This window comes from Sandaracinobacteroides sayramensis, assembly GCF_022014495.1.
Lineage (GTDB): Bacteria > Pseudomonadota > Alphaproteobacteria > Sphingomonadales > Sphingomonadaceae > Sandaracinobacteroides > Sandaracinobacteroides sayramense.
Genome location: NZ_JAKLSQ010000010.1, coordinates 314,021 through 330,520 on the forward strand (window position 1 = coordinate 314,021; position 16,500 = coordinate 330,520).

At 66.0% G+C, this 16,500-nt stretch carries 20 protein-coding genes; 17 read left to right on the forward strand and 3 right to left on the reverse strand.

Annotated elements, in window-relative coordinates:
* Window positions 1-84: 84 nt before the first annotated feature.
* The 3 genes from L6Q21_RS09645 (at window position 85) to L6Q21_RS09655 (ending at window position 5,149) form a co-directional block, all read left to right on the forward strand.
* Complete coding sequence (locus L6Q21_RS09645) at window positions 85-4,413, forward strand: strawberry notch-like NTP hydrolase domain-containing protein (protein ID WP_237830532.1); 4,329 nt, start codon at window positions 85-87, stop codon at window positions 4,411-4,413.
* A 68-nt stretch (window positions 4,414-4,481) separates the two neighbouring features.
* The gene (locus L6Q21_RS09650; protein WP_237830533.1) at window positions 4,482-4,736 is read left to right on the forward strand and encodes a type II toxin-antitoxin system VapB family antitoxin; all 255 of its coding nucleotides are present in this window, start codon (window positions 4,482-4,484) and stop codon (window positions 4,734-4,736) included.
* On the forward strand, window positions 4,736-5,149 hold the full coding sequence (locus L6Q21_RS09655) for a type II toxin-antitoxin system VapC family toxin (protein WP_237830534.1): 414 nt from the start codon (window positions 4,736-4,738) through the stop codon (window positions 5,147-5,149). Before L6Q21_RS09650 ends, L6Q21_RS09655 begins: the two co-directional genes overlap by 1 nt.
* An 11-nt stretch (window positions 5,150-5,160) precedes the next feature.
* On the opposite strand, the gene L6Q21_RS09660 is transcribed toward L6Q21_RS09655, so the two are convergent.
* Both L6Q21_RS09660 and L6Q21_RS09665 read right to left on the reverse strand, forming a co-directional pair.
* Window positions 5,161-5,568: a thermonuclease family protein gene (locus L6Q21_RS09660; protein WP_237830535.1), complete on the reverse strand. Its 408-nt coding sequence runs from the start codon at window positions 5,566-5,568 to the stop codon at window positions 5,161-5,163.
* Window positions 5,568-6,077, reverse strand: a complete 510-nt coding sequence (locus L6Q21_RS09665) for a Ros/MucR family transcriptional regulator (RefSeq protein ID WP_237830536.1) — start codon at window positions 6,075-6,077, stop codon at window positions 5,568-5,570. The genes L6Q21_RS09660 and L6Q21_RS09665 overlap by 1 nt, the downstream gene beginning before the upstream one ends.
* 324 nt (window positions 6,078-6,401) lie before the next feature.
* Here L6Q21_RS09665 and L6Q21_RS09670 point away from each other — a divergent pair, with 324 nt between their 5' ends.
* The 10 genes from L6Q21_RS09670 to L6Q21_RS09715 all read left to right on the forward strand — a co-directional run bounded on the left by L6Q21_RS09670 (window position 6,402) and on the right by L6Q21_RS09715 (window position 12,392).
* Complete coding sequence (locus L6Q21_RS09670) at window positions 6,402-6,755, forward strand: hypothetical protein (protein WP_237830537.1); 354 nt, start codon at window positions 6,402-6,404, stop codon at window positions 6,753-6,755.
* Window positions 6,755-7,219, forward strand: coding sequence for a hypothetical protein (locus L6Q21_RS09675; protein ID WP_237830538.1), 465 nt, complete (start codon window positions 6,755-6,757; stop codon window positions 7,217-7,219). The genes L6Q21_RS09670 and L6Q21_RS09675 overlap by 1 nt, the downstream gene beginning before the upstream one ends.
* Before the next feature lie 19 nt (window positions 7,220-7,238).
* Complete coding sequence (locus L6Q21_RS09680; RefSeq protein WP_237830539.1) at window positions 7,239-8,111, forward strand: Mom family adenine methylcarbamoylation protein; 873 nt, start codon at window positions 7,239-7,241, stop codon at window positions 8,109-8,111.
* Window positions 8,112-8,251: 140 nt separating this feature from the next.
* Entirely contained in the window at window positions 8,252-8,440 is a 189-nt protein-coding gene (locus L6Q21_RS09685; protein ID WP_237830540.1) for a hypothetical protein, read from the forward strand.
* A gap of 191 nt (window positions 8,441-8,631) precedes the next feature.
* Window positions 8,632-9,813: a DUF932 domain-containing protein gene (locus tag L6Q21_RS09690; protein ID WP_237830541.1), complete on the forward strand. Its 1,182-nt coding sequence runs from the start codon at window positions 8,632-8,634 to the stop codon at window positions 9,811-9,813.
* 84 nt (window positions 9,814-9,897) lie between these two features.
* Window positions 9,898-10,092 carry a hypothetical protein gene (locus L6Q21_RS09695; protein ID WP_237830542.1) on the forward strand — a complete coding sequence of 65 codons (195 nt, stop codon included), beginning with the start codon at window positions 9,898-9,900 and terminating at the stop codon, window positions 10,090-10,092.
* Between the two features lie 82 nt (window positions 10,093-10,174).
* Entirely contained in the window at window positions 10,175-10,630 is a 456-nt protein-coding gene (locus tag L6Q21_RS09700; RefSeq protein WP_237830543.1) for a hypothetical protein, read from the forward strand.
* On the forward strand, window positions 10,627-11,256 hold the full coding sequence (locus L6Q21_RS09705; protein WP_237830544.1) for a hypothetical protein: 630 nt from the start codon (window positions 10,627-10,629) through the stop codon (window positions 11,254-11,256). Before L6Q21_RS09700 ends, L6Q21_RS09705 begins: the two co-directional genes overlap by 4 nt.
* Before the next feature lie 46 nt (window positions 11,257-11,302).
* A complete protein-coding gene (locus L6Q21_RS09710) occupies window positions 11,303-11,704 on the forward strand; it encodes a hypothetical protein (protein WP_237830545.1) in 402 nt (133 codons plus the stop codon).
* Window positions 11,705-11,801: 97 nt separating this feature from the next.
* Window positions 11,802-12,392 carry a DUF1419 domain-containing protein gene (locus L6Q21_RS09715; protein ID WP_237830546.1) on the forward strand — a complete coding sequence of 197 codons (591 nt, stop codon included), beginning with the start codon at window positions 11,802-11,804 and terminating at the stop codon, window positions 12,390-12,392.
* A gap of 28 nt (window positions 12,393-12,420) precedes the next feature.
* Here the strand turns inward: L6Q21_RS09715 and L6Q21_RS09720 are convergent, their stop codons facing one another.
* Window positions 12,421-13,023 (reverse strand): hypothetical protein, encoded by a 603-nt coding sequence (locus L6Q21_RS09720; RefSeq protein WP_237830547.1) that lies wholly within the window; start codon window positions 13,021-13,023, stop codon window positions 12,421-12,423.
* Window positions 13,024-13,363: 340 nt separating this feature from the next.
* Here L6Q21_RS09720 and L6Q21_RS09725 point away from each other — a divergent pair, with 340 nt between their 5' ends.
* From L6Q21_RS09725 to L6Q21_RS09740, 4 genes are all read left to right on the forward strand, one after another.
* A complete protein-coding gene (locus L6Q21_RS09725; protein ID WP_237830548.1) occupies window positions 13,364-15,064 on the forward strand; it encodes an ATP-binding protein in 1,701 nt (566 codons plus the stop codon).
* A 109-nt stretch (window positions 15,065-15,173) separates the two neighbouring features.
* Complete coding sequence (locus L6Q21_RS09730) at window positions 15,174-15,524, forward strand: hypothetical protein (protein WP_237830549.1); 351 nt, start codon at window positions 15,174-15,176, stop codon at window positions 15,522-15,524.
* Between the two features lie 75 nt (window positions 15,525-15,599).
* Window positions 15,600-15,962 (forward strand): hypothetical protein, encoded by a 363-nt coding sequence (locus tag L6Q21_RS09735; protein WP_237830550.1) that lies wholly within the window; start codon window positions 15,600-15,602, stop codon window positions 15,960-15,962.
* Between the two features lie 39 nt (window positions 15,963-16,001).
* Complete coding sequence (locus tag L6Q21_RS09740; protein WP_237830551.1) at window positions 16,002-16,409, forward strand: hypothetical protein; 408 nt, start codon at window positions 16,002-16,004, stop codon at window positions 16,407-16,409.
* Window positions 16,410-16,500: the final 91 nt, after the last annotated feature.

Genomic DNA, 16,500 nt, shown 5'->3' on the forward strand with positions numbered 1-16,500 from the left:
TGGGGCCGGGACGTCATGTTCCGGCCCCTTTTCCATCCGCCGCCAGCAAGCGCGCCGGCGGCCGACTTTCCCGAAAGGCACATCATGACACTATCCCTTGTTCCGGGCGCCGACGCGCCCGCCGATAGCGCCGCGTCCAAGGATGCCACGCTCCATTCGGTCGCCGTCCGGCTTGCCGAGCATATCCGGCAGTCCGGCTCGCTCTCGCGCCAGCGCCTCACCCGCTTCATGGAAGAGGCATTCGGCAAGCATAACCGCTTCGGCGTCTGGTCGATGCGCGACGCCTATGACGCGCTGGAAGCCGCCCAGGTGCTGTTCCTGCGCAGCGCCGATACCTCGCCCCTCAATCTCCCCGATCCCCAGTCGATCCTCGCCGTGCTGACCGACCTCGAACGCAGCCTGCCGACCCAGACCTACCGATCGGAGCAGCAGGTCGATCTCCAGCAGTTCAGCACGCCCGCCGCGCTCGCCTGGCTCGCCGCGCTGGCCGCCCGGATACGCGACGACGACAATGTTCTCGAACCCTCCGCCGGCACCGGGATGCTGCTCCCGCTCGCCTTGCGCGCCGGTGCCGTGCTCTATCTCAACGAACGCGACCCCCAGCGCGCCGGGCTGCTCGCGCGCATCACCAGGCACAAGGTCACGACCCATGACGGGGCGCTGATCGACGATTGCCTGCCGGGCTCGGTCCGGCCGACCGTCGTGCTGATCAACCCGCCATTCAGCCGCAGCGACGGCATCGGACGCGATCGCCATGCCGGCGCGCGCCATTTGCGCTCGGCGCTGGTCCGCCTCCAGCCGGGCGGTCGCTGCGTCGCGATCCTGCCGTCGAGCTTCTCGGCCGACGGCTCCGGCCGGGCCGGCTATGAAGCGGTGCGCGAGGTGGCTTGCCCGCGCGTCGAGATCGACATTCTCGGCGACGTCTATGCCAAGCATGGCACCAGCACGCGCATCCGCATCCTGATCTTCGACAAGGGCTGGTCCGGCTCGCCCTATAGGATCACGGCCAACCGGCTCACCGACGCGCTGCCGCATATCCTCGCGCTGCCCGATCGCCTCGGGCCGGGACCGACGCCGCCCGCGCCCACGACGCCAATGCTTCCCGAAAGGCCGGCCTGCACTCGCAGGTCGGCCCTTTCCCTGTTCAACAAGACCAACCGGCCCCCGCGGATCGAGCCGCCCGCCATCGAGGCGGTGGACACCTCGCTCGCGCCCATAGACTATGCCGTGCGCGGCGAACCGCGCGGCGTCGGCGAAACCGTCGGCATCTATACCGCCTGGCGCCTCGCGCGGATCGATCTCCCCAATGCGCGCCCACACCCTTCCAAGCTGGTCGAGACGATGGCGATGGCCTCGGTGCTGCCGCCCGTTCCGAGCTACAGGCCGCAGCTTCCGAAAACCGCGCACGATGCCCTGTCCGATGCGCAACTCGAAGCCGTCATCTATGCCGGCGAAGCCTTCGAGCGCGACCTGCCGGGGCGCTTCCGTCAGAACCCCGCCGGCGACATGCTGGTCGAGGACGCCAACGGCCGCGCCTACCGCCAGGGCTTTTTCATCGGCGACGGCACCGGCGTCGGGAAGGGGCGGGAAATCTCGGCCTGCATGATGGACCAATGGTGGCGCGGCCGCCGCCGCCATGTCTGGATCTCCTTCAATCCCCGCCTCGCCGAAGACGCCAAGACGGCCTGGAGCGCGCTCGGCGGCGCACCCGCCGATATCGTCGGCCTCGACGCTTTCCCGCTCGGCTCCCCGATCACGCTGTCGAGCGGCATCCTGTTCCTCAGCTTCGCGACGCTGCGGTCCGCGCAGGACCAGAAGAAATCCCGCCTGATCCAGCTCCTCGACTGGCTCGGCGAGGATTTCGACGGGATCATCGCCATCGACGAAGCCCATGCCCTCGGCAATGCCGCCGGCACCGAAACCGACTTCGGCGTTTCCAAGGGCTCCGAGCAGGGCTTGGCCGGCGTCCGGCTCCAGAATGCGCTGCCGCGCGCCCGCGTGCTGCTTTCCTCCGCGACCGGCGCCACCGATCCCGCCAATCTCTGCTACGCGGTCCGGCTCGGCCTCTGGGGACCGGGAACCGCCTTCCGCGACCGCGACGCCTTCATGAAGGCCATGGATCATGGCGGCGTCGCGGCGATGGAGGTCGTGGCGCGCGACGCCAAGGCGCTCGGTCTCTACACGGCCCGCTCGCTCAGCTACGAAGGCGTCGAGTTCGACCCGATCATCCACGAACTGACCCCCGAGCAGATCCGCATCTACGACAGCTATGCGGACGCCTGGGCGATCATCCACGCCAATCTTCAGGAAGCCTTCAAGGCCGCGAATGTCGTCGACCGCATGACCGGCAAGACGCTCAACGGCCGCGCGCGCGGCGCCGCCCTGTCGCGCTTCGAATCCGCCAAGCAACGCTTCTTCTCCCAACTCCTCATCTCCATGAAGCTGCCCACGCTGATCGCGGGCATCGAGGAGGAAATCGCCGCCGGGAACGCCGCCGTGGTCGATCTCGTGACCACCGGCGAAGCCGTCCTCAACCGGCGCCTTGCCGAACTCGATGCCGAGGAGCGCGCCAACCTCGATCTCGACCTCAGCCCGCGTGAGAACATGATCGACTATCTGCGCAACGCCTTTCCCACGCGCATGATGCGGCCGGTCCGGCTCAAGAACGGCGAGCTGCGATCGGAGATGATGGTCGATGCGCAGGGCCAGCCTGTCCTTTGCACCGACGCGATCCGCGCGCGCGAGACGCTGATCGAACGACTCTGCGCGATGCCGCCCGTTCCTTGGGCGCTCGATGCGATCATCCATCATTTCGGGGCCGACCGCGTGGCCGAGGTCAGCGGCCGCAGCCGGCGGATCGTCCTCGACGCCGATGGCCGCCAGAAGCTCCAGACCCGCAGCGCCCGCGCGACCATCGCCGAGGTCAACGCCTTCATGGATGCCGAGAAGGATATCCTCGTCCTCACCAATGCCGGTGGCGTCGGGATCAGCCTCCATGCCGAGCGCGGCCGCAAAAGCGCGGGCAAGCGCCGCGTCGCGTTCGGCACCGAACCGGGCTGGAATGCGCCCGCCTTTCTCCAGCGCAACGGCCGCGAGCATCGCAGCAACCAGACCACGGCGCCCAAGTTCCGGCCCGTGTTCACCGACTGCCCCGGCGAGCGCCGCTTCATCGCCCCGATCGCGCGCAAGCTGGACAGCCTCGGTGCGCTCACCCAGGGCCAGCGGCAGGCCGGCAGCCGCCACTTCTTCAGCTCGGCCGACAATCTCGAAAGCGACCATGCACGCGAGGCGCTCGTCAACTGGTATCACCGCCTGCACAAGGGCAAGCTGACCAGCACGACGATGAGCGAGTTCACCGCGATGACCGGGCTGACCCTCACCGATCCCGACAGCGGCGCACTACTGGAACGCCTGCCGCCCATTCACCGCTGGCTCAATCGTCTCCTCGCGCTGCGCATCGCAACGCAGCACGCGATCTTCGACGAGTTCAACAGCCTCATCGAGGCCAGGGTCGAAGCGGCCCGTCAGGCGGGGACGCTGGACCAGGGCGTCGAGACCATCGTCGCGGAAGAGATCCATATCCTCGACGACCGGCCGCTGCGCCGCGATCCCCGCACCGGCGCCGAAACCCGCTTGCAGACGCTCAAGCTGCATATCCGCCGCCATCCGACCGGCTTCGAGCCGTTGATGCGCATGTGGGAGAGCAGCTCCGATATGGCCTTCCTGCGCAACAAACGGTCCAAGCGCATCGCCCTGCGCGTGCCGTCCTGGCCCACCCTCGACGAGGACGGCAACCTCGTTCCCGTGTGGCGCCTGATCCGCCCCACCGGCAGCGAGCGCATCGAGGTCGCCGCCTTGTCGTCGAGCCATTGGCAGGAGATCGACCGGGACAGCTTCCAGGCGCTATGGCAGGCCGAGGTCGCCAGCGAACGCGACAATCACGAGATCCAGACCATCCATATCGCCACCGGCCTGCTGCTGCCGGTCTGGAACAAGCTCCCCGAAGACGATGTGCGTGTGTGGCGCGTCTCCGGGCCTGGCGGTCAATCCATCCTCGGCCGCATCGTGCCGGACCGCGCCATGGAAAAGCTGCTCGACGCCTTCGGAATCACAGAGAGCTTCCGTCTCTCGCCTTGCGACACCATCGCCGCCGCCGATGCGTCGGCCGGGGCGCCGGTCGGCGGGCTTCCGGGCGCGCGTCTCCACAAGGTCCGGGTCAACGATCAGCAGCGGCTCGAATTGCGCGGCTATCCCGTCGAAAGCCTCGACTGGTTCAAGTCGCTCGGCTGTTTCACCGAGATCATCAGCTTCCGGACGCGGCTGTTCCTGCCGCCCGACAAGGCCGAAGCGATCCTCGAAGAGATCACGACGCGGGATGACGACGGCAGCGCCGCATTCCCGCAGGCCGCATGACCGGCGCCGCGACATTGCTTCGAACGGCATGAGAGCGTATATACGAGCCATACGAAGGAAGCCACACAATGACATTGAGCATCAGGAATCCCGAAGCCGACGCGCTGGCCCGCCGCCTGGCGCAGCTCGACCAGACCACGATCACCGAGGCCATCGTGATTGCGCTCAAGGAAGCGATCCAGAAGCGCGTCCAGCAGGAAAGCCCTTCCGAAACCGCGCGGCGGCTGCTCGCCAAGCGAGGACTGGCGTTCCCACCCGGACGCCAGCCGGTGCCGGACAGCGCATGGCATGAACTCGACCATGATCTCACCGGCGACGCCTGATGTTCGTTGATGCCTGCGCCATCGTTTCCATTTTCGCGGACGAGGACAGCGCCCCGGCCTATGACCGGGCGCTGGCCGGCGCCGAAGCACCCTTCACCTCGGCGCTCGCGGCATGGGAAGCGATCATCGTCCTGTCGCGGCCGGAGCAATTGAACTGCTCCTATCTCGATGCCCATGCCGTCGTCACCGAATGGCTCGACCTGCGCAATATCGCGCTGCGCGATACCATGTCGCCGTCCGATGCCCTGCGCCTTGCGGTCGAGGTCGCGCAGAAGCACGGCATCGGCAAGCGCGCGCTCAGCAATTTCGACTGCTTTCACTATGCCTATGCGAAAGTCGCCGGAACGCCGCTGCTCACCCTGGATGGCCTATTGCGGCAGACGGACGCCGAGACTCTGCCCGACACCCATTGAAGGCGCCGCGCCTAGCGCCCGCCTTCCTGGCCGCCCTGCCGGCGCAGCACCTCGCCGACCGCCCGGCCGCCCAATGTGCATAAAGCGACGACGCGATCGTAGCTGCGCCGCCCGGCCTTGCAGACGAGAGGGCGGCCCATCGCTACGCGACGCAGCAGTTCCTTGGCCCGCCGGCCGCCCGGCTCGTTCAGCTCGGGCGCGTTGAAATCCCCAAGGCGCACCTCGATCCAGCGATCGGGGTGTCCCCTGGGGCCGACGCACAGGCTGTCGCCGTCGCCCACATAGCGCACCACGCCGGAAAAGGCCGTTCCCGCAGGGGGCAGCGGCGCTGTGCAGGGATCGGCGCGCGCGACGCCCGGCATGGCGAGCGCGAAGGCAAGCGCCGCGGCGGACCGTGCCGCGGCTGTCGAGAGTCGCATCACTCCGCCGGTTCGGCCTCGACCGGCTTCTTGCGCGTCCGGCGCGCACCCGAGCCGTTACCGCCCGACAGCTTGAGCGTGGGCCTCGGCTGCGTCGCGGCTTCCTTCGGCTTGCGCCCCAGGCCGATCTTGTGCGCCAGCGTGCGGCGCTGCGCCGCATAGTTGGGCGCCACCATCGGATAGTCCGCAGGCAGGTTCCATTTGGCGCGATAGTCGGCGGGCGTCATCCGATAGTGCGTCATCAGGTGGCGCTTGAGCATCTTGAGCTTCTTGCCGTCTTCGAGACAGATGATGAAATCGGGCTTCACCGACGCCCGGACCGACACCGCCGGCTCCTGTTTCACTTCGGGGACGACGGTTTCCGCGCCAAGTCCGTTCAGCGCGCCATGAACGCTCCGGATCAGCGTCGGCAATTCCGACACCGCCACACTGTTGTTCGTGACATGCGCCGCCACGATGTCGGCCGTCAGGGTGATGAGCGTGCTGTCACGGTCTGATGCTTCGGTCATGCTGGGTCGCTTCTCCGCCTGTTCGAAAACCTGATCGCCGAAAGTCTCTGGCTATCGGGAACGATGCCGCTTGTGAAGGTGACACTAGGTGCGAATCCCGCACCATTTTTTCCGAATGCCCCCGGCGCACCCCGCCAGCACGTCCGGCTTACCCCACGCACCACGCCCGAACGCGCTCCGCCCCGCTCGTGGAGGGGAGGATGAGGGGAATGGGTGCGGAAGCTGGGGGCGGACGAGACACGCCTTCCGACAGACGACGGGAAGCCGTCTTGCCCATCACCCGCCCGCGCTTGCCGATGACGACACCCCCAAAGGAGAAGACAAATGACGATCCAACGCAAAGTGCTGGTCGTAATGCGCTCCAGCCATCTTCACACCGAACTGGTCGAAGTCACCGCCCGCATCAACGTGATCGGAGACGCGATGCAGCCCCGCGTGGAAGGCGATCTGCCTGCCATCGAGGAGCTGGCCCGCAGGTCGATGCGCCGCATCATCTCCGAGACCGACAAGGGCTTCGGTCCCTGGGACGATGCCGAGGATGCGTTCGACATGGATTTTGTCGTGTGCGCCCCATTCGAGATCGCCGGCAGCCGGGGACGGATCGTTCTGGTCGAGCAGGTCGCTACCGAAACCGCGCTGGCCTGGAGCAAGGGCCGCTCCGAGAAGGAGGCCGCGTGATGGCTGCGAAGATCGCGACAATCGGCGCCTGGCTCGGCGAACTGATCGACGCGCATATGCTCAGGTGCGACGAGGCTTTCCCGCATCCCGACGACTGCCCGCCGCACATCGTCAGCGAAGCGCATGGCACCCGCGCGAACATCGAGAAGATGCACAGTGTCGATCTCGGCACCGGGCATCTGATCGTGATCGAGCTGGACGACGGCACCGCGTTCGACATCCGCGTGAATACCCATGGAGATGCCGTCGACCGGCGAGAAACTCACGAACGGATGCCCCTACCGCGAGAACGTGCAGCGGCCGTCATCGATGCTGCATCCCGAGACCCTTTCGGCTTCAAAACCGACCTTGCGGCTCAAATGACCCCGGAGGAGATTGCAGCATGCCGGCGCTACTGGTCCTCCACGGCACCCGGATCGTGGTCCTTTAACGATGTCGTTCGCCGATGCGCCGGCGCCGCCTGACAGACCGGGGAAAACCGTCATGCTCACCACCCGCTCGCAGCGGTGGCGCGACCGGCGCTGCCGCTGGATTCCCAACGCGACCGAGATCGACCCCAAGCGCCTGGCGGTCGACGTCATAGACACGGCTCGCGATGCCGGTCCCTATGTGAGGGCGCACCATTATAGCGGCTCGATGCCGGTGACGCGCCTCTCGATCGGCCTGTTCGCCAACGGCAAGGGCGGCCGCTCCCGACTGGTCGGCGTCTGCGTATTCTCCCACCCGGTCAACGACGCAAGCGTTCCCAAAAGCGCCGGCCTCGCCAATCCGCGCGCGGCCTGCGATCTCGGCCGCCTCGTGATCGACCAGAGCCAGGGCGGCAATGCCGAGACATTCCTGCTGGCACGGGCCTTCCGGCTGTTGCGCCGGGAGAAACCCGAAATCCTCTCGGTGATCTCCTATGCCGATCCAGTGCGGCGGGTGGACGAGAACGGCACCGTGATCCTGCCCGGCCATATCGGCGGTATCTATGCGGTCATGGGAAGCCGCTATGTCGGCCGCTCCAGTCCGCGCACCGACCTGATCATGCCGAATGGCCGCCCGATCTCCTCCCGCGCCATCTCGAAGATCCGCAACGCCGAATGCGGGCAACGCTATGCGGTGGAGGATCTGCTGCGCGCCGGGGCGCGGCCGCCCAGGCTGGCCGAGGACCGCACCACCTGGCTCGCCGATCTCGAACGAACGGGATTTCTACGGCGCCAACGCCATCCGGGCTGCCACACCTATCTGTTTCCTCTTACCAAATCGGCTCGTATCGCGGCGCGGAAGGTTCCAGAATTTCCTTATCCGGTGCTCGACCGAGCCGCGATCACGGGCGACGTCACGACCATGCCTTTGTTCGATCTCGCCGCGTGACGTCGCCCCGTCCCGCCGGTGGAGAGGAGAAGGAAGGGTGTGGGGGCGGACGACGCGGGCGGATGAATCACGCGCCCGGCCACCATTTCCATCGTGACGCCCTTCGCGGGCAACCGCACCACGCGCCAGAGGAGACTCCCATGGACCATCGCCAGCCCCCGAAGATCGAGGTCACGGACGACCTCACCTGCACCAATTGCGGCGCGCCCGAATGCTACGACGATCCCACCAGCCCTACCGGCAAACGGTTCAACATCAGAGCGTTCAAGGTCGCCGACAAGCATGGTTACTGGTGGAGCCATTGTCTCGTTTGCGAAACGTGGTTCTAGGCGGGATGTCTGAGATCGCGCGCCACCATTCGCGCGGCGCGAGGTCTGCCACCGTCGCGCGCGAATAGACCCAGGCCCACGCCGCTCCGTCCCGCCAGTGGAGGAGGAGGAGGAAGGGAATGGATGCGGACGATGCGGGCGGATGAGCCGCGCGCCCGGCCGCCATTTCCATCCATCACGGAGAACAACCCATGGCCTCGCTTGCCCCTGCCACGGCGCGCAGCTACCGCGTCGACGTTTCGCGCGGGAAATCCACCGCCCGCGTCTCGTCCGAATGGTTCTCGCGTCCCGACGACGAGCGCTTCCTGTCGCTAAGCGACCTGTTCGACAGCGTTCGCCGCCGCGCCGACCGCGCCCATACACGGATCGTCGAAAGCAAGACGATCAAGGTCGAAGCCCATCGCAGCCAGCCAGAACGGCTCGGGCTGATCCTGCCCGGCAGCGACATGCCCGTCACGCCCACCAACTGGTCGTTCGGCCAGCTTTGCAGCCTCGTCGGCGCGCCACCCGCCTATCTGCGCGACCTCCCGGCGAAGCTCGCCGGCATCAATCTCCAGCACGGCCTGCTCACCCATCGCGGCGAACAGGTGAAATTGCTCCAGACCGACGACGGTCGCACCGAGCTGCGCGCCGTGACCGGCCCCGACTACGGCCGCATCTGGGATCATGAACTGGTCTCGGCCGTGATGCGCTTCGCGGGTGACGGCACCGGCGACACGCGCTGGAAGATCCCCGGCACGCTCGACTGGCGCACCATGCACTACAACCCCTATGTCGACGTCACCAAGGACACGACGACGCTCTATGCCTCGGATCGCGACGTGTTCCTGTTCCTCGTCGACGACACGAACCCGATCGAGGCGGGCAAGCTCCCCAATGGCGATCCCGATCTCTACTTCCGGGGCTTCTACGCCTGGAACAGCGAAGTCGGGGCGAGATCGGCCGGGGTCGCGGTCTTCTATCTGCGCTGGGTCTGCGCCAACCGCCTTGTCGGCGGCATCGAACGGTTCGAGGAAATCAAGATCCGGCACTCGAAATTCGCGGCCGAACGGTTTGCGCAACAGGCGGAGCCGACCCTGGCACAGTTCGCGGACGCTTCGCCGCGCCCCTTCGTCGAGGGCATCCGCGCCGCACGCGAGCGCATCGTCGCCCGCAAGGACGAGGACCGCGAGACCTTCCTGCGCAACCGCGGCTTCTCCAAGCCCGAGACCGGCAGGATCATCCAGGCGGTGATCGCGGAGGAAGGCCGTCCGCCCGAGAGCGTGTTCGACTTCGTGAACGGCATCACCGCGGTTGCCCGGTCCAAGTCCCAGCAGGACAGCCGCCTCGAACTGGAAGGCAAGGCGCGCCTCCTGCTCGAACAGGTCCGTTGATCGTCCCGGCCGTCAGCGTCCGTCGCCGGCGGCCGGTCACATCCCCTTCATCCCAGAGTCCATCCACCACCAAGGAGTAAGACCATGACCATTTCCGATCTCGATACCGCCACGCCGGCGCAGCTCGCGCCCGTCCTGCTCGCAGCCCTCCAGCGCCTCGGCCAGCTCGGGCGCAGCGGAGCCGTCGCCCTCGCGGCAATCGTCGAGGACAACGACACCGACTTCGACGAGGCCGCCTCGTGGGTCGGCGACGTCGCCGACGGCGGACTTCGCGACTGAACCGTTCCGTCACCACCATCCCGATCCCCCAGCGAAAGCCCGGCCCCAGCGCCGGGCTTTCGCGTTTTTCAGGAGAAACCCAATGGCTACTGCCCGACACATTTTTCATCACGCGGTGCTCAGCGCCCTGATTCGCTTTTCCGATGGCAAGCCGCGTCCGCCCGAACGGTTCAGGAGGAAGCTCGCCCTCTGGCAGCAGACCAATGGCGAAGGCCGCCTCGTCCAGAAGGTTCCCGAGCGCGCCTTTTCGCCCCCTTCCGAGTTCGCCCTGCGCATGGGCGATTTCAGCAGCGAGGGCGTCGTCGTCATGATGTCCAACATCACCTGGCGGATCGACTGCACGCTCCATTTCGAAATCGTCGAGGAACCGGCGCCCGGCATGGTCCGCGTGCTGACCAGTTTCACCGGCAACGACGAGCTGCTCCATCTCGCCCCCGATATGGCCTCGGCACAGGCCTGGATGGCACGCAATGCCCATGGTGGCCTGCGCCTGGAAATCGTCGGCGAAACGCCTTCCGAAGGGAGGGACGCGGCATGACCGGCATTTCGACCGCAGAGCGGCATTATGTCCTCACCATTCGCGACAAGGAGGACGGGCTTCTCTTCTGGAATAACGAAGACGGCTTCGGCTCGCTCGAAAGCGCCGACATCTACAGCGATGCGGAAGCGCGCGAACAGTCCATGCCGATCGCCTGCGACCGGCCCGAATGGCTGGTCCTGCCTGCCAACTGGCCGCCCGCGCAGCAGGATGGCGACGGTCCTGTCTCCGGCAACGATGCAAGTCCCCCGGACCCGGCCCGCGCTCGCGTCGCGGCGCTCGACACGGCCTTCCATGCCTTGTCGGACTATATCTGCGAGCATTGCCCGGAAGACGAGCATTTCGAGGACTTCGATCCCGAGATCGACACGATGCGATCCGAAATCGAGGATATTCTGAGAGTCGAGACCGAAATGCTGGCGGCCAACCCGCCCAGGCCGACCCGGTTCGTCGTCGAAATCCAGTTCCTGAGCGCGTTCGAGCTTTTCGCGACCGAGACCTACACGGTGGAAGCCATCGACTGGCCCGCCGCCAAATGCCTGGCCTTCGCTCTGGCCGACGACAGCCCCTACAATAACGGGCAGATTCCCGACCTCACGCGCCGCGCGATCGACCACACCCCCTAAAAACCCTCCCGATCCGAGAAGGACTCCAACCATGTTACGGACAACCATGCGCGATCACGCGCACTTGCTGACCCGTGCCCGCGCGGCGCTTGAAACGCCGGGCGACCTCGACGCGGAAGAGGTCGGCCACCTGATCGAGGATCTCGCTTGCGCCGAAGACCATATGCGCAAGCATGGCGCTCCCTGGCCTGTCAAGATCCATATCGCGCAGATCAGTCATCGCCACGGCGGCGACGTCTATGTGGCGCTTACCCGCAAGGCGCTCGCGGCCCAGGTCGCCGCGTTCTGCCGGGATTACTGGTGCGAAATCCACGACCATCGCGACCCGAAGACACTCCCCGCCGAAGCGGTGGCTTCGATCTATTTCGACGCGCATCCCGAAGATCGGTGTTCGACCATGAGCGTCACCTGTCCGGCCGAGGACGAGGCGGCGGTCACGACGGTCTGAGACCCCTGCAAGACTGGATCGGCACCCGGCGGCGGCGCAACCGGCGCTGCCGCCGGCCCGCACCCAGGCCAATCCCCTCCAATGCGGAGTAAGCCCCATGCCAAACAATCCGGCATTCGTGAAAATCCATGACGGCATCGCTGGCGAAGGAGAATTTTTCCAGTTGCTCAATATGCCGCCCGAAGGCTCGGCGGAGGATCTTCGTTCGGGCAAGGCCCATGCCGGCCGCTGGTTCGAGATCACCCATGACATCCATGAGGAAATGTTCGACCGGCTGCCGCTCCGGCTCATGCGCCACGATATGTTCGCCCCCTCCGAGCTGGTCGCCGGCACCGTCGGATCGGTCTATTTCGAGATCGTCGTCCATGACCGGAAACGCTGGTTTCACGGCTATTGCGACCTGTCCGACCGGAACAGTCCCGATACCATGCGCGCGGCCATCCTCGCCCATGAATCGGCGCTTCCCGACACGATGACGCGCGCCGAAAAGCTCGAAGCCATCTGGAAGGGAACGCATTCCGACTATCGCGGCATCGCCGGGGAAGCCGATCCCGATGCCTGGCCGCCCGCCGATCGCGGCAAGCGAGCCATCCTCGTCTATGAGCCCGGCGTCGGCACGGTCATCAAGCTGCTCGAATGCCTCTCGGACAAGGAAATCGCGGAGCGACTGCCGCTTTGCAGGACATGAGCAGCGCGGGCATCCGCGGACGACAACCTCAGCGCGTTGCCGCTGCCTGCTCCTGCTGCGCCCACGCTTCGGCGAAATCCGCCCAGTCGACCAAGCGGCCATGCCCGGACGCGCCACTCTGCGACAGTTCGAGGATGAGCAGCTTGCGACTGGCGAAAAAGTCCCAGATGTCGAACCCGCGGAACGCCTCCGCCGTCTGGAACACCAGGGCAAAGCCACGGCTTTGGAGCGCCGGATCGCCAAGCACCCGCACGATATCGACGCCATTATGGTCATAAGTGTCGTCGATCGCGAACAGGCCCGACGACGGCAAATCTGCATGGGTGAAGGGCGAATCCCGCAAAACGGGCGGCCGCGCATTGTTGACGATCCGAAGGCCGAGGCGTTCGAGCAAACAGGTTTTCCCGCTGCGCGGCGCCCCGACGATCACCAGAATGCCGCCCGCCTTCATCCAGCGGCGCAAACGGTAGCGTCGGATCATCCAGCGGAGACCGGACTGCTTATGGCCCGGCGCGGGAACGGACCACCACGCCCAGCCGGCATAGTGGTCCAGCGCTCGGCCGCCGATTTCCTGCGCCTTGTGCGTCGACCAGAGCGTTTCGCGGCCGATATATCGGTCTGCCCGATCCATGCGATCGCAGCGTTCAGGTTCGGCCATCGAGGGCAACATAGTCCGGTCTGTCATGGTCCGCGTTTCCTATCGCGGCATGGCCGGAAGCGTAAGCCCCCGAAGCCCAGCCATCTGCGATTTTCGGCGAACACGCGGTTTCCTGCGCCGTCTCCACCGAGAATGATGCGGTCTGGATCGCCGCAAGACACACCCGATCACGACCTGCCGCCCGCATCGAGCGCATGGATCGTTTCGGCATAGTCTCCGGTCCCGTTTCAGACGTTCATCGGGATCGTCCGAGACCGTCCCGACGGCGGTGATCCGTCTCGCCCGGTCCGCGCTGGAGGGGAGGAGGTGGTGGATGAGGGAAGCGGTGGATGGTCTGCCGCTCACCCGGAGACCTTCCATGCCAAAAACCGCAACGATCCAGCCGAGCGTCAGTCCCGCTCTCCTGACCAAGGTCACACGCCTGTTCAACGGCTCCGTCCGTGACGGCCTCAGCGAAATGTTCCAGAACGCGCGCCGGGCCGGCGCGACCGAGGTCCATGTCAGGAGACGGCACCTCAACGACCAGCCGACGCTCATTGTCCGCGACGACGGCGCCGGCATTGCCGATCCCGCCACTCTGCTCGCGCTCGGCGCTTCAGGCTGGGACGACGAAATCGCCCATCGCGAAGATCCAGCCGGGATGGGGGTGTTCAGTCTCGCCGGCAAGCATGTCGTCGTCCGCTCCCGCACGCCGGGCTCGCTCATGGGCTGGCGCGTCACCATCACGCCCGAAGCCTGGAGCGGCCAGATCCCGCTACTGATCGAAGACGACGACATCCCCGTCGGCACCGAGTTTCAGGTCGCGCTTTCGGACGCATGGCGGGACGGTCTCGACCGTGCCGTCGCGGCCGCGGCCCGCCATTTCCCCTTGCCGGTCTATTTCCAGGGCCAACCCGTCGAGCGAAGCGATTTTCTCGACGGCGCGGTCAAGGTCATCGGGTGGAACGGGTGCCTGATCGGCATTTTTCAGGAGGGCGAGCGCGACGCTACCAGCCCGACGATCAACTTCCACGGCGTCACCGTCCCATGCACGCTCCCGGTGATCGAAGAGGTCGGCGAAACGGCCCGATGGCAGGTCAAGATCGACATCGTGAACGCTCCCGATCTCCAGCTTGTCCTACCCGCGCGAAAGGAAATGGTCGAATGCCCCGCGCTCGACGATCTGCGCACCGCCGCCGAATGGGCCATATTCCAGACCATCTCCACACGGGACGAACATCGGCTATCGTTCGAGACGTGGCAGCGCGCGCGCCTCTTCGGCATCACCTTGCCCGAAGCCGCCCCGCGACTCTGGGAGTGGAACGCGCGGCAAGCGGACAGTGAAGCGGTTTCCTTCAGCGACCTGATCATGGACCAGCCGATGTTTCTGGTGCCGCCCCAGAGCGTCGACATGGAACAGGCGCTTGACCACATTCTCACCGACGACAATCCGTTCGGGGGCACGCCGGTCGACGCCCAGCCGAAATTCGAAGGCTATGACTGGTATGACCGGCTGCCGCGCCTCGCGGACATCGAAGCCATCATCGACATCGACGGCACGCGCCATCGCTACGGCAATACGGGCAAAATCCCCAAGTCCGTGGAATCCGGCCGGGTCGAAGACATCAAGCTCCGGCTGATGGTGGCCGTTTCCGGAAAGCCCGGCGCTTCGCTCGACACCTACAGCTTTCCGCTCGACCTGCTGATCTGCTGCGACGACTATGGCGGTCTCGATGAGGCCGTCGTCCTGCTCCGCAAGGATGTCGAGGTCGAACCGGCCCGTCTCGCGGACGCTCTCGAAGCCTGCTGCTTCAGCTTTGTCGACGATAACGATTGCGACAGTTGGTATACCCAGCATCATGATTTCCAGCAGCAGGCCCGCGCCCTCGCGCTGACGCTGCTGCTCGACGAGGAACAGGCGCTCATCCAGCAGCTCAAGGATATCGTGGACGAGCATCTCCTCTGGCTCATCCCCGAAGGCCGCAGCATTGAAATCACCGCGACGCGCGGCAACCTCTCGCTGAGCCTCGCCTGACCCGCCGGATCTCTCCGGCACCATCCATCCCATAACCTCGGCACATCCGGCGCGGACCCGCCTCCGCGGCCGCGCCGGTGCGCCTTTCCATCGACAAGGAAGCTTCATCATGGCCCAATCCGCCAATCATGCCCTCGCGCGCGGGCTCCAGCTCGTCTCCGACCTGCCCAATATCATCGTGACGCTCAGTGAACCGGAATATGACGCGGCGACCATCTTCGCCTTCGATCCCGACGCCAGCCTGCCCGCCGGGGGGCTGATCCCGAACTGCACGTTGGACCCGGAACAGCCGCTCTATCGTCTGCCGGGCGGCCTGTTCGACCGTCCGACCTGGCTTCGTCTCGCGCGGGCCTGCACCGGCGAGGCGGACGATCTCACCGATCAGGACTGCCTCGCCGCCTTCCTCGCGGCGCGCGTCGTGATCAATCCGGCCGCCGCGGTCCCCGCAACCGCCGAATAGCCCGCAGCCGATTTCGAGCGGTCGCGCTCCGGCGCGCGGCCGCTCGCCTCCATCATTACGCAGGAGATTCCCACCATGAAGAAATATCTCATTTGCTACGGCGAGCAGAACCAGTTCTGGCTCTGCGACGCAGAAGACCACGGCCATGCGGTCGAGCAATTCGAAGCTGCCGACATGGACGAAACGATCAACAGCGTTTTCGAGTGCTTGCCGTCGACCAACCGCTACTTCGTCCGGCAGCGCCGAGCGATGTGGGTGTGCTACGTCCAAGAGGTCGAGGCCGTAAACGAGGACGCCGCAATCGACGCCTTTCACGACACATATGATCCGCAGCATTCATTCATCGAAGAGGTGGTCCGGCATCAGGATTACGGCCCCGTGACCGCGTTCGACCAATGCGCTTTTCCGGACGCCGAGGCAGTCTTCCACGCCGATTGAGCCCGCGCCTCCCGAGCCAACCTCCAACCGATGGAGACCATGATGATCGACGCCCAGCTCGACCAGTTGGTCGACAATGCCTCGCACGCATCCTTCGAGACGATTCCCGACCGGCTGCTCACGGCCCTGACTGCCGACGAACGTGCCGCCCTGCTGTTCAGCATCAACGATGCGCTGACGCCCATCCTTCGCGATCTGGCAGGCGAGCCGGGGACACCGCCCGCCGTCTGCAAAGTCACCCTGGAAATCACGCTGCTCGCCACACAGGACGACGCAGACCGGCTCGACGACCTCAACCTCACCGATATCGCCCGCGAAATGGACGACGGGGCCTTTGTCGGGACGATCAGCGCCAGACGCTTCGAGGCAATCGCTCCGACCGCCTTGCGGGACGAACTGCTGGCGCTCGGCAATGACGGCACATTCTTCGACGGCCTCGGAGAATGACGACGCCCGCTGGCGGTTGCCTGTCACGGCGGCCGCCAGCGGAGGGGAGGGAGATGGAGGTTTGTGCTTCCGATGCGGGAGCGCAGCCGGA

What these genes read in the sequence shown, in the direction of transcription:
- L6Q21_RS09650 (WP_237830533.1), top strand. Translation starts at nt 4,482, where the DNA reads ATGACATTGAGCATCAGGAATCCCGAAGCCGACGCGCTGGCCCGCCGC.
- L6Q21_RS09700 (WP_237830543.1), top strand. Translation starts at nt 10,175, where the DNA reads ATGGCTACTGCCCGACACATTTTTCATCACGCGGTGCTCAGCGCCCTG.
- L6Q21_RS09695 (WP_237830542.1), top strand. Translation starts at nt 9,898, where the DNA reads ATGACCATTTCCGATCTCGATACCGCCACGCCGGCGCAGCTCGCGCCC.
- L6Q21_RS09680 (WP_237830539.1), top strand. Translation starts at nt 7,239, where the DNA reads ATGCTCACCACCCGCTCGCAGCGGTGGCGCGACCGGCGCTGCCGCTGG.
- L6Q21_RS09660 (WP_237830535.1), bottom strand. Translation starts at nt 5,568, where the DNA reads ATGCGACTCTCGACAGCCGCGGCACGGTCCGCCGCGGCGCTTGCCTTC.
- L6Q21_RS09730 (WP_237830549.1), top strand. Translation starts at nt 15,174, where the DNA reads ATGGCCCAATCCGCCAATCATGCCCTCGCGCGCGGGCTCCAGCTCGTC.
- L6Q21_RS09685 (WP_237830540.1), top strand. Translation starts at nt 8,252, where the DNA reads ATGGACCATCGCCAGCCCCCGAAGATCGAGGTCACGGACGACCTCACC.
- L6Q21_RS09655 (WP_237830534.1), top strand. Translation starts at nt 4,736, where the DNA reads ATGTTCGTTGATGCCTGCGCCATCGTTTCCATTTTCGCGGACGAGGAC.
- L6Q21_RS09725 (WP_237830548.1), top strand. Translation starts at nt 13,364, where the DNA reads ATGAGGGAAGCGGTGGATGGTCTGCCGCTCACCCGGAGACCTTCCATG.
- L6Q21_RS09710 (WP_237830545.1), top strand. Translation starts at nt 11,303, where the DNA reads ATGCGCGATCACGCGCACTTGCTGACCCGTGCCCGCGCGGCGCTTGAA.
- L6Q21_RS09665 (WP_237830536.1), bottom strand. Translation starts at nt 6,077, where the DNA reads ATGACCGAAGCATCAGACCGTGACAGCACGCTCATCACCCTGACGGCC.
- L6Q21_RS09715 (WP_237830546.1), top strand. Translation starts at nt 11,802, where the DNA reads ATGCCAAACAATCCGGCATTCGTGAAAATCCATGACGGCATCGCTGGC.
- L6Q21_RS09690 (WP_237830541.1), top strand. Translation starts at nt 8,632, where the DNA reads ATGGCCTCGCTTGCCCCTGCCACGGCGCGCAGCTACCGCGTCGACGTT.
- L6Q21_RS09675 (WP_237830538.1), top strand. Translation starts at nt 6,755, where the DNA reads ATGGCTGCGAAGATCGCGACAATCGGCGCCTGGCTCGGCGAACTGATC.
- L6Q21_RS09705 (WP_237830544.1), top strand. Translation starts at nt 10,627, where the DNA reads ATGACCGGCATTTCGACCGCAGAGCGGCATTATGTCCTCACCATTCGC.
- L6Q21_RS09645 (WP_237830532.1), top strand. Translation starts at nt 85, where the DNA reads ATGACACTATCCCTTGTTCCGGGCGCCGACGCGCCCGCCGATAGCGCC.
- L6Q21_RS09670 (WP_237830537.1), top strand. Translation starts at nt 6,402, where the DNA reads ATGACGATCCAACGCAAAGTGCTGGTCGTAATGCGCTCCAGCCATCTT.
- L6Q21_RS09720 (WP_237830547.1), bottom strand. Translation starts at nt 13,023, where the DNA reads ATGGATCGGGCAGACCGATATATCGGCCGCGAAACGCTCTGGTCGACG.
- L6Q21_RS09735 (WP_237830550.1), top strand. Translation starts at nt 15,600, where the DNA reads ATGAAGAAATATCTCATTTGCTACGGCGAGCAGAACCAGTTCTGGCTC.
- L6Q21_RS09740 (WP_237830551.1), top strand. Translation starts at nt 16,002, where the DNA reads ATGATGATCGACGCCCAGCTCGACCAGTTGGTCGACAATGCCTCGCAC.